Below are 12,869 nucleotides of genomic sequence, written 5' to 3'. Positions count from 1 at the left end.
CTAGCGGCTCAGGCCGCGGAAGCGGCCCACCGCCAGCGGGAAGAACACCGCGAGCAGCAGGAGCGGCCAGAGGACGGCCAGCAGGGCGGCGTGCTCCGAGGCCCATGAGGAGGACCCGGCCGCCGGGTTGGCGAAGAGGTCGCGGACGGCCGTGGCGGTCGCCGACATCGGGTTCCACTCGACCACCGCGCCCAGCCAGCCGGGCATCGACGCGGGCGTGGCGAAGGCGTTGGACAGGAAACCCACCGGCCACACCAGGATCTGCACCGCCTGCACCAGCTCGGGCCGGCCGGCCAGCATCCCGAGCCAGATCCCCATCCACAGCATGGCGAACCGAAACAGCAACAGCAGCCCGAACGCGGCGAGCGCGGCCGCCGGCGAACCGTGCGGGCGCCAGCCCAGCAGCAGCCCGACGACGGCCAGCACCGCCAGGCCCAGGGCCGACTGGAACATGTCGGCAAGGCTGCGGCCCACCAGCACGGCCGACGAGGACATCGGCATGGACCGGAAGCGGTCGATCACACCCTTGTTGAGGTCCTGGGTGACCGCGGTCATCGTCGCCTCCAGCCCGAAGGCCATGGTCAGCGCCAGCATGCCCGGCACGAGGAACTCGACGTACTCGCCGTCGACCCCGCGTCCGCCGCCGACCAGGAAGCCGAACATCAGCAGCATCATCACCGGGAAGACCAGTCCGACCACCACGGCCACCGGCCTGCGGCCCCAGTGCGCGAACTCCCGCCGGGTCATCGTCCAGGAGTCCTGCACCATCCACGGCATGCTCATGCAGCCACCTCCGCCTTCGCCGACTTCTCCGCCTTGCCGGTGTTCTCCTGCTTCGTCCGTCCGTCCCGCGCCGGGTGCTCGCCCCGGTCCGTGAGGTGCAGGAACACCTCGTCTAGGGTCGGGCGGCGCAGTGCGATGTCCGAGGCGGCCACCCCGGCCGCGTCCAGCGCACGGACCACCGCCGCCAGGTCCGCGGCCCCGGACGCCGGCAGGCGCAGCCGCAGCTCGTCCTCCGCGGCGTCCGCGCCGGGCAGCGCCCGTACGGCGGCCGCCAGCGCCGCCTCGTCCGCGAGGGCCACCTCCACGCGGGCCCCGCCCACTCTGGCCTTCAGCTCGTCGGCGGTGCCCTCGGCGGCCACCCGCCCGCCGTCGACCAGCGTGATCCGGTCGGCCAGCCGGTCGGCCTCCTCCAGGTACTGCGTGGTCAGCAGGACCGTCGTACCGCCGCCCGTCAGCGAGCGGACCGCGGCCCACACCTCGGCCCGGCCGCGCGGGTCCAGGCCGGTGGTCGGCTCGTCCAGGAACAGCACCTCGGGCTCGGTGATGAGCGAGGCCGCCAGGTCGAGGCGGCGCCGCATGCCGCCGCTGTACTGCTTGACCGGCTTGCGGCCGGTGTCGGCCAGGCCGAAGCGCTCCAGCAGCGCGTCCGCCCGCGAACCCGCCGGGCGCGCGCCCAGGTGGTGGAGCCGGCCGAACATCTCCAGGTTCTGCCGGCCGCCGAGTTCCTCGTCCAGCGCCGCGTGCTGACCGAGCAGGCCGATCCGCGCCCGGACCGCCGCCGCCTCGGTCCGTACGTCGTGTCCGGCGACCCGGACCAGGCCCTCGTCGTGCCGCAGCAGGGTGCTCATCACCCGGACCGCGGTGGTCTTGCCGGCCCCGTTGGGGCCGAGGACGGCGTGCACGGTGCCGGGCCGCACCTCCAGGTCGAGCCCGGCCAGGGCCGGTTTCCCGCCGTACCGCTTGTGGACGCCCTCGAGCACGATCACCGGAAACCACTCCTCTATTAGTCAAACTTGAGTAGCTGGGTCGGCCAGAGTAAGGCCGGGCTCCCAACTAGTCAAACTTGATTAACGCGAGCCGGCTGACCTCCGGGGCCCCTCCGGCGGGGCTCAGGAGCCGGCCAGTACCCCCTGGAAGGGGTCGCCGCCCTCGCCCGAGAACGCGTACGCGCCGCCTTCGATGCGGCCGATCAGCCCCCGGGTCCACTCCGCCTCCACATCGGCCGAGTGCACCCACATGTGCATGATCTCGCCGATGTGCCCGAGCTGTTCCGGGCCGCCCTCCGGCGTGTAGTAGTCCGTCACGGCTTCGCGCCACTCCGCGAGTCCCTCCAGCCTGCGCCGCAGCAGTTCCAGCGTCTCCGCCCGCGGCAGGTCGGGCATGAAGCCGAGTGCCGCGGAGAGCGAGTCCCGCTTCTGGTCGTACGAGGACAGGGCGGCGCGCAGCAGCGTGAAGTACTCCTCGCCGCCCGCGACGGTCAGCTCGTACTCGGTGCGCGGCGGCCCGCCCGCCGCGCTCGGGGCCACCTCGTGCTCGTGCAGCAGGCCCTGCTTGGCCATCTGCTTGAGCGCGTGGTAGATCGAGCCCGGCTTGGCGTTCGACCACTCATGGGCACCCCAGAACTCCAGGTCGTTGCGCACCTGGTAGCCATGGGCCCGGCCGTGCCGGCGGACCGCCCCGAGGACGAGAAGCCTGATCGCTGACATGCGGCCAGGCTATCCAGTCGCGGCAGGGGGCCGGCCGGTCAGCCCATGGCCTTGGCGCCGTCGATGGACTCCCGGAGGATGTCGGCGTGGCCGGCGTGCCGGGCGAACTCCTCCACCAGGTGGAGGAGCAGCCAGCGCATCGAGACCTTGGTGTCCTTGGGGAACCAGGGGGCTTCCGGCAGCGGGAAGGTCTCGTCCAGGCCGGGCAGCGCGTGCACGAACGCGGTCAGTTCCGCGGTGACGCCCTCCCAGAAGGCCAGCACGGCGGGGATGCTCTCGTCGCCGACCAGGTGGAAGCCGTCCTGCCAGCTGGTCCGCCCCTCCATGCGCTCGTTCGGGCGCTGCTGGGCCATCCGCAGCCAGGCCAGCTCGGTCTCGGCCGCGTGCTTGAGCAGGCCGGAGAGCGAGAGCTCACTGGCGCTGGGCCGACTCGCGGCCTGCTCCTCGGTCAGCCCCGCCGCCGCCTCCCGGAGCCCCGCCCTCTGGGACTCGACGAAGAGGAGGAGCGTGCCACGCTCGTCGCCCAGGACCTCGGTGGAAATCTGCGCCATGACCAACCCGCCTTAGCTGTGTTCCCTGTCGGGGTTCTTCCCGCTGACAGGAACCACGCTACGGAGCCTTGCGGTCAGCTTCGGTCCGCAATGCCGCCGGGATCCGGGATACGGGATACGGGATCCGGGATCCGGGGGCTAGAAGGGGAACCGGCTGCGTCCGTGCTGGACGGAGATCCACTTCTGGGTGGTGAAGGCTTCGACGGTGGCCTCGCCGTTGAGGCGGCCCAGCCCGGAGGCCTTCTCCCCGCCGAAAGCAGCCAGCGGCTCGTCCCCGATGGTGGAGTCGTTGACGTGGATCATCCCGGTCTCGATCCGCTCGGCGAACTTCACGCCGCGCTCCACGTCCCGGGTGTGCACCGCCCCGCTGAGCCCGTAGGGGGTCGCGTTGGCCAGCCGTACGGCCTCTTCCTCGCCGTCGAAGACGACCAGCAGCGCGACCGGGCCGAAGATCTCCTGGCCCATCAGCGGCGAGTCCTCGGGAAGCCCGGTCAGCACGGTGGGCTCGACCAGGTTGCCGCGCGTGGAGCCGCGGACCAGTGCCGTCGCGCCCTCCTCGACCGCGCGGTCGACGAGCGCGGTCAACGCCTCGGCGTGGAAGGGGTTGATCAGCGGGCCGATGTGGGTGTCCGCGTCGTGGGGGTCGCCGGTCCGCAGGGCCCTCACCCGGGCGGTGAACTTCTCGGTGAACTCCTCGGCGACGGTCCGGTCCACGAGGATCCGGTTGGCCGCCATGCAGACCTGGCCCTGGTACACGAAACGGCTGAAGACGGCCGCGTCCACGGCGTAGTCCACGTCCGCGTCGTCGAGCACGACCAGCGCGCTGTTGCCGCTGAGCTCCAGGACGGTCCGCTTGAAGTGGCGCGCGGCGACCGCGCCGACGTGCCGTCCGACCCGGTCCGAGCCGGCGAAGGAGATCACCTTGGGGACGGGGTGGGTCAGGAGCGCGTCGCCTATCTCGGCTATGTCGGTGACCAGGACGTTCAGCAGGCCGGCGGGCAGCCCGGCGTCCTCGAAGATCTTCGCGATGACCCCGCCGCCGACCACCGGGGCGTTCTGGTTCGGCTTGATCACGACGGCGTTGCCGAGGGCGAGGGCGGGCGCGACCGACTTCAGCGTCACCAGGAAGGGGAAGTTGAACGGGCTGATCACCGCGACCACGCCGACCGGGAGGCGCTGGACCCGGTTCTCCTTGCCGGACACCGGCGAGGGCAGGATCCGCCCCTCGGGGCGGACGGCCAGCTGGACGGCCTCGCGGAGGAACTCCTTGGCGAGGTGGATCTCGTACTCGGCCTTGGGGCGGGTGCCGCCGAGTTCGTCGATCATCGCCTCGACGATTTCCTTCTCGCGCTCCTCGGTGATGTGGAGGGCGCGTTCCAGGACCGCGCGTCTGGCGTACGGACTGGTCGCGGCCCATTCGGCCTGGGCCCGCTCGGCCGCCCGGTAGGCCCGGTCCACCTGGTCGACGGTGGCGACGGTGATGGCGGCGAGCTTCTCCCCGTTGTACGGGTTGACGTCGATGATGTCCCACGATCCGGTACCGGCCAGCCACTCGCCGTCGATGTACTGGTGGGCCAGGTCCTCGAATATGGACATGCCATCCCTTACTGCAGGCGCGCACCCGTGCGCTGCACCGGAGACTGATCAGACGTCATACTACGTGCGAATCAAGACAGTTGGAGGAGGCCGCGGAGAAGATCCCGGGTCTGGCCGGGGTCGGGGCAGTCGTGCTGGAGGCGTTCCATCGCCCTGCCGTACTGCGCCACTTCCTCCTCCTTGTCCAGGTAGAGGGCACTGGTGAGCTGTTCCAGATAGACGATGTCCTGGAGGTCGGACTCGGGGAACCGGAGCAGTGTGAACGCGCCGCTCTCGCCCGCGTGCCCGCCGAAGGAGAAGGGCATCACCTGGAGCCGGACGTTGGGCCGCTGGGAGATCTCGATCAGGTGTTCCAGCTGTCCGCGCATGACGGCCCGGTCGCCGTACGGGCGGCGCAGGGCGGCCTCGTCGAGCACGGCGTGGAACAGCGGGGCGTTCTCGGAGACCAGCACCTTCTGCCGCTCCTGACGGAGGGCCACCCGGCGGTCGATCTCGGCCGCGGTGGCCCCGGGCATGCCGCGGCTGACCACGGCGTGTGCGTACGCCTCGGTCTGCAAGAGCCCGTGGACGAACTGGACTTCGTAGATCCGGATGAGTGAGGCGGCGCCTTCGAGTCCGATGTACGTCTGGAACCAGCCGGGCAGGACGTCGCCGTAACTGTGCCACCAACCGGCCGCGTTGGCCTCGCGGACGAGGCCCAGGAGCGACTCGCGCTCGGCGCCGTCGGTGACTCCGTAGAGCGTGAGGAGGTCCTCCACGTCCCTGGCCTTGAAGCTCACCCTTCCCAACTCCAAGCGGCTGATCTTCGATTCGGATGCGCGGATCGAGTAGCCGGCTGCCTCGCGGGTGATCCCGCGGGATTCTCGGAGCCGCCTGAGCTGAGAGCCCAGGAGGATGCGGCGCACCACAGAACCGCTGGCTTCTGCGGTCACGAGTCCTGCCCTCCCCATCGCGTCGAGTGCTGTGCTCCCCCGTAGCCCGCGGCACGGGAGGTACCCCCAGCTGGGACCCCCGTATCCCCAGGGCCCGAAGTCTGCCACCAAAACGCATCGGGCCGTACTCGTTCTGTAACGGAATCCGGCTTCGCGGAAAAGAAGTCCGTAAGTAGTCGCGGGAAGAAATGGCCAAGAACCGTCACGGGAGCGGACAGGCCGGGCGCGTGCACGTGCATCTGCCCTTGCATCCAGCTTCGGCATTGGGAACGATGGTGCCGCGCACCTGCGTGCTTTCCGCGCCGGCGCCGGACCCACCCCGCAGTTCTTTCCTGGACCCAGCCGCCGCTCGGTCCGCGAATCCCGGGAGTGCCTCGCATGGGGATGAATGGATCGACCATGCTCGAGCCGTTACGGCAGGGGCTGCCCCCGGTCGACCCCACGGCCGTCTCCGGGTCCGCTTCCTGTGCCCTGCCCGCCCGTTACGAGGCGGTGCGGGGCGCCCGTTCGTTCACCAGGTCGACGCTCTGCCAATGGGGCCTGGAGGACCGCTTCGACGACGTCTCCCTGGTCGTCTCCGAACTCGTCACCAACGCGCTGCGGCACGCCGTCCCGCAGGACGCGCGGGCCGGTGAGCAGGAGCCGCCGGTCCGACTGCACCTGATGCGGTGGAGCACCCGGCTCGTCTGCGCGGTCCGGGACCCCAGCGAGGACACCCCGGGGGGGTCCTTCGCGCCGGAGAAGACGGACGAGAACTGCGACGCGGAGTCCGGGCGGGGGCTTTTCCTGGTGGACTCGTACAGCGACGGCTGGGGCTGGCACCCGCTCGCGGGCCGACTCACCGGCAAGGTGGTCTGGGCTCTGTTCCTGTTGCAGGACTGAGCGGCGCCTTTCACGCCCTTGTGCATGCCAGTGGCCGGGATTGATCAGTGCGATCAATCCCGGCCACTGCACGTGCATGGCGTGATCTTGAGGGTTCTGCCGGTCGGCGGCGGCTCGCCCGGTGGGTCAGCGATCAGCTGATGAGGTGATCGAATTCACCGTCCTTGGCGCCCAGCAACAACGCCTCTATCTCGGCCGGCGTGTAGACGAGCGCAGGCCCGTCAGGAAACCGCGAATTGCGCACGGCAACGTCGCCGCCCGGCAGCTTGGCAAACTCCACGCAGGAACCCTGCGAGTTGCTGTGCCTGCTCTTCTGCCAGGTCAGGCCATACATAGAAGCCAGTTCTGCAGCTGCCATCCCGTTGTACGCGTGGTCCACAGGAAGCCCCCGAAAGCAGATGTCAACTGCACCGGATCATAGCTGTGTTCATACGCGCATGCATGGGCAGATGCACGTGCACGCGGGGTGTTCCCTTGATCACTTACCGGTGGGTTCGGGGCGTGCCAAAGCCGATTCGCGGGTGATCCGGGTGGCTCGGTCCAGGTCACGCCGCTGACGCACGCCGATCGGGACCATCCGTCGGCTCCGGATCTTGCCGCGGGCCGATGTGAACTTACGCAGCACGTCACTGCCTCGGTAGGCGACGTGCGTAATTCCGGCTGCGCCGAGTGACGGGGCCGGGAACGGGGGATGGCGAAGGAACGAGGGATCGCGACGGAACGAGGGATCGCGACGGAACGAGCGGATGAACGGGCGGAGGGCGCGGCCCAGGGCTCAGACGGTGCGGGCGGCAATGGCCCTGGCGCAGTCCAGGGACTCGGTGTGCGTCGTGTCGACCTCCACGTCGTAGTGGACGCCCCGGTGCACGAGGTCCGCCTGCGAGGCGGCCATCCCCCGCGCCCGGTCCCCGCGCGCGATCTCGCGGGCCGCCGCGGCCCCGCTCTCGCAGCGGACGCCGACCCACAGCACGTCAAGGCCCTCCAGGGCCTTGCGCCAACGCCCCTGGGACTCCGCCCCGCCGAGGAAGACGTCGTCGACGATCACCCGGGCCCCGGCGCGGGCCATCGCCGCGACCCCCGCCATCCACGCCGCCTCCAGAACCCGGAACTGCGGTCCGATGCCGACCCCGCCGTCGGGCGCGAACTCGATGCCCTCGGCCGACTCCAGCACGGACGGTGGCATCGCGTCGACCAGCGCGTCGACGGCGGCGGCCAGCCATGGTTCCGGCAGGACCACTTGCAGGCACCGGACGATCCCGGACTTGCCGGAGCTGGAGCCACCGTTCAACACGATCACCTGAGTCTTCACGCGCGTCACGCTAAGGGAGCCGCGCGCGTCCCCCGAAACGGTTTTCGGGCGCCTCAGCGGCGTCGGGAGGGCACCTCGGGACGCCTGCGCCCCATCTGCGCCGCGTCGGCGGCCGCCGTCCCGTCCAGCCACCCCGCGTGGTCGGTGGCCCCGCGCAGCCGCGTCGTCGTGGTCCGCGGGAACATCTCCTCGGCCCGCTCCCCCACCGCGACGTCCCGCGCCACCAGCGCGGGCAGCAGCTCCGGGCCGCCCGCCCCGGCCGCCTCTCCCGCAGCCTCCTCCGCCGCGTGCTCGGCGGTCTCGGCCAGCCGGTGGCCCAGCCGACTGGCGTACGCCAGCAGGAAGGACTGGCGGAACGTCTTCGTGCGCTTGCGCCCACCGGCCCGCTGGCCCGCCTCCGCCCGGGTCATCGCCGCCGTGCCCTGCACCAGCAGCGAGGTGTACAGCAGCTCGACCGCCTCCAGGTCGCTCTCGAAGCCCACCACCGTGGAGAACCCGAAGGCGCTGTTCCACACCGCGCGGCACCGGTTCGCCGTCGCGACCGCGTCGAGGAGCACCGCCTTGGCCTCCTCGTACGGGGGCTCCACACCGATCCGGCAGGCACCCGGGGTCTGCGCCGGACCGCCGCCCCGGACCGCCAGCAGCGCCTCGTCCACCGTGTGCCGGGCCATCAGCTCCTGCGCCTTCGCGCTGAGCGCCTCCGCCTCCTCCGGATAGGTCGTCGCCTCGGCCTTGGCGAGCAACGCCCGGATCCGGGCCAGCATGCGCGGTTCGATGTGCGCGGCCTCGGGCAGGTCCGCGGGATCGCCCGGAACCGGGCCGACCGGCTCGATCGACGGCAGCCGGATCAGCAGCCGGAGCACCTCCAGGACGGCGGTGGCGAGCGTGAACCGGTCCGCCTTCTCGCGCCGCGCGAGCCGTTCGGCGTAGGTGTCGTCCCCGCCCCACCACGCCTCGTACGCGGTCCACCGGGCGGGCAGGCGCGCGTAGCGGCGGCCCTCCGCTGCGAAGAGGTCCTCGGCGATCCGCAGGTGCTGCTCGTCGAGGTCCCGCCGGACCAGCCGGAGCACGTCGGCCGGCTGCCAGCCCCGCTCCCACGCCTGCCGTACGTACGCCTGCCCGCGCGCCAGCAGCACCTGCCCGACCGCACCCCAGCCGGCCGCATCGGCGGCGAGCAGCGAGGCACCGGTGTCCAGCCCGGCGTCGTCCTGGGCATAGAGGGCCGCGCCAAAGGCGCGCTCAACGGTCTCGACGGGATTCGACATCACCCCTCCAGCTTGTCACCCAGCCCACCCACCCCTCCACGGGCCATGGAGGGGGTCCGCCGGCCCCCGGCCGCACGGCGCCCCCACGAACCCCGCCACCGTGTGCGCAGGCACGCCCACGAACCCCGCCACCGTGCGGGCAGGCGTGCCCACCGACCCCGCCACCGTGTGCGCAGGCACGCCCGCCAACCCCGCCACCGTGTGGGCAGGCACGCCCGCCAACCCCGCCGCCGTGTGGGCAGGCGTGCCACAGGGCGGCACGGGTGGGCACACGGCACCCCGGTCCCGCGAGGGCTCGCGCAGCCTCCCTCCGCCCCGACCCCGCTCCCGAGCCGGCCCCCCCCCCCAGGGCGCAGCACCGCACCGGGCGCGGAGCCCGACCAGCCCGCGCGCCGCCCCGGCGCGGCCCCGCGCGGGCGTCGCGGAGCCCAACCCGGCCGCGCCCTCGCCGGTAGCCCCCGCGCGCCACACCACAGGTTGTCGGACCCGGCTGCCACACTCGCACTCATGAGCGACCCCGCGCCCCGCTGGCTCCTCGCCGAGGACGGCGACGGCCACTGGCTCGCCCTACCCGTCCCGGGCACAGGCGCACCCGGCCGACAGCACGGGCACGGGGACGGGCAGGGCCCCGGGAACGGGTCGGGGCACGGGTACGGGTACGGGCAGGACCCGGGGAACGGGCCGGGGCCCGGGCACGGACAGCAGCCCGGACACGGTCAAACCCCCGCACACCCCACCGCGCCCGCCCCCCTCAAAACCCCCGACCCCGCCACCGCCCTCCGCGCCGCCCCACCCCACACCCGCTGGATCTGGCGCTCCACCCCCGCCCTCTACCCCCGCCTCCTCGCCGCCGGCCTCCGCGCGGACCGCTGCTACGACATCGAGGCCGCCGAGCTCCTGCTCCTCGGCCACGAGGGGCGTTCCGGCCTGCCCCGGTCCGCCGCGGCCGCCTGGGCCCGGCTCACCAACAGCCCCGTACCGCCCGACCCTCCCCAGCGCGCCGCCGAGCCCGGCACCCAGTCCTCCCTCTTCGACCCGCAGCCGGCCGCCCCGCTCGCCCCCGAGGCCCTGCTCGCGGTCTACGCCGACCAGATGCGCCGGCACGACGCCACCGCGCACCCCGACCGCATGCACCTGCTGACCGCCGCCGAATCCGCCGGTTTCCTGGTGGCAGCCGAAATGCACCGGTCCGGCCTGCCCTGGCGGGCCGACACCCACCGCGCCCTGCTCACCGAGCTGCTCGGCGAGCGGTACGCGGGCGGCGGCGAGCCCCGCCGCCTCGCCGAGCTCGCCGACCAGGTCTCGGCCGCCTTCGGCCGGCGCGTCCGCCCCGACCTCCCCGCGGACGTCGTCAAGGCGTTCGCCGAGGCCGGGATCAAGCTACGGTCCACCCGGCGCTGGGAGCTCCAGGAACTCGACCACCCCGCCGTGGCTCCGCTCCTCGCGTACAAGAAGCTGTACCGGATCTACACCGCCCACGGCTGGGGCTGGCTCAAGGACTGGGTGCACGACGGCCGGTTCCGCCCCGAGTACGTTCCGGGCGGCACCGTCACCGGCCGCTGGGTCACCAACGGCGGCGGTGCCCTGCAGATCCCCAAGGTGATCCGGCGGGCCGTGGTCGCCGACCCCGGCTGGCGGCTCGTCGTCGCCGACGCCGACCAGATGGAGCCGCGGGTCCTCGCCGCGATCTCCCGGGACCCCGGCCTGATGGAGATCGCGGGACGCCCGGAGGACCTGTACACCTCGGTCTCCCGGCACGGCTTCTCCGGCGACCGCGCCCAGGCCAAGCTGGCCGTGCTCGGCGCGGTGTACGGCCAGACCTCCGGGGACGGGCTGAAGAACCTCGCCGCCCTGCGCCGCCGCTTCCCGCGCGCCGTCGCGTACGTCGACGACGCCGCCCGCGCCGGTGAGGAAGGGCGCCTCGTACGGACCTGGCTGGGCCGCACCTGCCCGCCGGCTGCCGGCTCCGCCGATGCCGGCGAGGAGGCCGGTCTCCCGCAGGCACCCGGGCCCGACGGCGGGGGCGGCTCCGGCGGGGACGGAGCCGACGAATGGGGTCCGGGCTACGCCTCGGCCAACCCCCGGGCCCGCGGCCGCTTCACCCGCAACTTCGTGGTGCAGGGCAGCGCGGCCGACTGGGCCCTGCTGATGCTCGCCGCGCTGCGCCAGGCCATCGCCGCCGGCGGGCTCCGCGCCGAGCTGGTCTTCTTCCAGCACGACGAGGTGATGGTGCACTGTCCGGCGGAGGAGGCGGAGGCCGTCACCGAGGCGATCCGGTCCGCCGCCGATCGGGCCGGACGCATCGCCTTCGGCGACACCCCGGTCCGGTTCCCGTTCACGACGGCCGTGGTGGAGTGCTACGCGGACGCGCGCTGAACGGAGCCGCTCACCGGCCGACGGGCCCCCGAGCCTCGCCAGGCTCCGACCGACCGACCGGCCCTCCAACCCATCAGCCCACCGGCCCCACCGGCCCCACCGGCCCACGGGCTGATCAGTTCATCCGCCCACCGGCGGAGCCGCCGGGCTCGCGTAGAACCACTTCGGACTGAGCGCGAGCTCCTTCAGCTGGTCCATCGTCAGGGCCGGTTCCGGCCGGGTGGCCGGCCTGTTCTGGGCAACGCTGTTGATCGCGGAGACCACGACTCGCTTGCCGTCGGGCCGCATGGTGTCGACGGACCACCAGACGACGTTCTTGCCGCCCCCCTCTGCCGCTCGCTTTTCCGTCTTCACCTTGGTGCCGTCGGACATCACTGTTACGCCCGGCCCCTTGAACAAATCCGTGAGCGTCGGATCCTCGCTCTTCCACACCTGCGCATTCACGCCGACCTGCGACTTTCCCTTGGCGTCGTCGAGCACGACGAAGCCGTATTCCCCCTCGCCGCCGGTGTCCACGACCTTCGCGCCGTACTTCGGCACCAGGTTCTGCAACACCGCGAGCGTCGGCGGGCCGGCCATCGGCGGCATCGCCTCTTCCGGCTTGGAGGCGGGCAGGTCGTTCAGGGCAGGGTGCCAGGCGTCGGAGGTGACCAGGGCCTTCATGTGTGCCAGGGTCAGCGGCGGGTTCGGCCGGGACACCGGCCAGCCCTTCTCTGTCTGCGCGTTCCACTCGGACGCGTCGATCAGGAAACCCTGCGGGGTAAGCAGTGTGGCCCGCCACACCTTGGTCGCCACGCGCCGGTCCGGGTACTCGTAGCCCTGGAGCAGCAGCAGCCGGGACCCATCCGCCAGCTTCTCGGTCGTGCAGCTGTCGTGGTTCACCAGAACTTTCGATGGGCACGTCACCATCTGGCCCGCCGTGCCGCCGTTCGGGTCCGCGCGCGACAGTCTCACGCTGATGGCTGCCCTGCCGCTGCCGTCGTCGTAAATGCCGGTGACCATCGGAGGCCCATCCGTGCCCCGTGCTCGGGCCTCGGTGACGAGGGTCCCGCCCCGGGGCAGCAACGCCTTGAACGTCGCGATCATCTGCTCCGACGTGACGGCGCCAGTGCCCAGGCTCGGGTCGTCCTCGGCGTCGAACGCGTTCCTCTCCGTGCCGGAGCCCGGTCCGTTCGGCAGCGCCGCGACGTCGGCCTTGTCCGACCCGCCCTGCCTGCCGCGCCCGCCGAACAGTTGGCCGGAGTCGGAGTAGGCGCCGACGACGCCGCCGATCACGGTCATCGCGAGCACCGTCCCGGTGACCACGGCGGCCCGCCGACGGGTCACCATGCGCCGCCCGCGCAGCTCAGCCCCGTCCGCCAGGGCGCTCGGGTCGACCCGGAAACCTTCCCCCGTCCGCCGCAGGGCCTGTCCGAGGTCATCTTCGAAGGGCATGAGGAACCCACCTTCCACCATGGATCGCAGTTGAT

13 protein-coding genes are annotated in these 12,869 nt (G+C 72.2%); 2 read left to right on the top strand and 11 right to left on the bottom strand.

The annotated features are described in order from the left end of the window. The 6 genes from AC067U_RS11840 to AC067U_RS11815 form a co-directional block, all read right to left on the bottom strand. On the bottom strand, positions 1-783 hold the full coding sequence (locus AC067U_RS11840; protein ID WP_478829478.1) for an ABC transporter permease: 783 nt from the start codon (positions 781-783) through the stop codon (positions 1-3). After that, positions 780-1,769 carry an ATP-binding cassette domain-containing protein gene (locus AC067U_RS11835; RefSeq protein WP_478829477.1) on the bottom strand — a complete coding sequence of 330 codons (990 nt, stop codon included), beginning with the start codon at positions 1,767-1,769 and terminating at the stop codon, positions 780-782. Before AC067U_RS11835 ends, AC067U_RS11840 begins: the two co-directional genes overlap by 4 nt. A 123-nt stretch (positions 1,770-1,892) precedes the next feature. After that, positions 1,893-2,489, bottom strand: coding sequence for a PadR family transcriptional regulator (locus tag AC067U_RS11830; protein ID WP_478829476.1), 597 nt, complete (start codon positions 2,487-2,489; stop codon positions 1,893-1,895). Between the two features lie 38 nt (positions 2,490-2,527). Beyond that, on the bottom strand, positions 2,528-3,040 hold the full coding sequence (locus AC067U_RS11825) for a DinB family protein (protein ID WP_478829475.1): 513 nt from the start codon (positions 3,038-3,040) through the stop codon (positions 2,528-2,530). A gap of 138 nt (positions 3,041-3,178) precedes the next feature. Continuing rightward, positions 3,179-4,636 carry an aldehyde dehydrogenase family protein gene (locus AC067U_RS11820; protein ID WP_478829474.1) on the bottom strand — a complete coding sequence of 486 codons (1,458 nt, stop codon included), beginning with the start codon at positions 4,634-4,636 and terminating at the stop codon, positions 3,179-3,181. Positions 4,637-4,707: 71 nt separating this feature from the next. Beyond that, a complete protein-coding gene (locus tag AC067U_RS11815; protein ID WP_478829473.1) occupies positions 4,708-5,586 on the bottom strand; it encodes a helix-turn-helix domain-containing protein in 879 nt (292 codons plus the stop codon). A gap of 381 nt (positions 5,587-5,967) precedes the next feature. On the opposite strand from AC067U_RS11815, the gene AC067U_RS11810 reads away from it, so the two are divergent. Beyond that, positions 5,968-6,450, top strand: a complete 483-nt coding sequence (locus tag AC067U_RS11810) for an ATP-binding protein (protein ID WP_478829472.1) — start codon at positions 5,968-5,970, stop codon at positions 6,448-6,450. A 133-nt stretch (positions 6,451-6,583) separates the two neighbouring features. Here the strand turns inward: AC067U_RS11810 and AC067U_RS11805 are convergent, their stop codons facing one another. From AC067U_RS11805 to AC067U_RS11790, 4 genes are all read right to left on the bottom strand, one after another. Further along, positions 6,584-6,829 carry a DUF397 domain-containing protein gene (locus tag AC067U_RS11805; RefSeq protein WP_365110730.1) on the bottom strand — a complete coding sequence of 82 codons (246 nt, stop codon included), beginning with the start codon at positions 6,827-6,829 and terminating at the stop codon, positions 6,584-6,586. Between the two features lie 99 nt (positions 6,830-6,928). Continuing rightward, positions 6,929-7,105: a hypothetical protein gene (locus tag AC067U_RS11800; RefSeq protein WP_478829589.1), complete on the bottom strand. Its 177-nt coding sequence runs from the start codon at positions 7,103-7,105 to the stop codon at positions 6,929-6,931. Between the two features lie 120 nt (positions 7,106-7,225). Next, positions 7,226-7,759 carry a chloramphenicol phosphotransferase CPT gene (cpt, locus tag AC067U_RS11795; protein WP_478829471.1) on the bottom strand — a complete coding sequence of 178 codons (534 nt, stop codon included), beginning with the start codon at positions 7,757-7,759 and terminating at the stop codon, positions 7,226-7,228. 53 nt (positions 7,760-7,812) lie between these two features. Then, on the bottom strand, positions 7,813-9,024 hold the full coding sequence (locus tag AC067U_RS11790; protein ID WP_478829470.1) for a DUF2786 domain-containing protein: 1,212 nt from the start codon (positions 9,022-9,024) through the stop codon (positions 7,813-7,815). Positions 9,025-9,531: 507 nt separating this feature from the next. On the opposite strand from AC067U_RS11790, the gene AC067U_RS11785 reads away from it, so the two are divergent. Beyond that, positions 9,532-11,400 (top strand): bifunctional 3'-5' exonuclease/DNA polymerase, encoded by a 1,869-nt coding sequence (locus tag AC067U_RS11785; RefSeq protein WP_478829469.1) that lies wholly within the window; start codon positions 9,532-9,534, stop codon positions 11,398-11,400. 120 nt (positions 11,401-11,520) lie between these two features. On the opposite strand, the gene AC067U_RS11780 is transcribed toward AC067U_RS11785, so the two are convergent. Further along, positions 11,521-12,855, bottom strand: a complete 1,335-nt coding sequence (locus AC067U_RS11780; RefSeq protein ID WP_478829468.1) for a hypothetical protein — start codon at positions 12,853-12,855, stop codon at positions 11,521-11,523. Positions 12,856-12,869: the final 14 nt, after the last annotated feature.

It is taken from the genome of Streptomyces sp. NPDC043853 (genome assembly GCF_056436025.1).
This window is presented reverse-complemented; position numbering and strand designations above follow the sequence as displayed.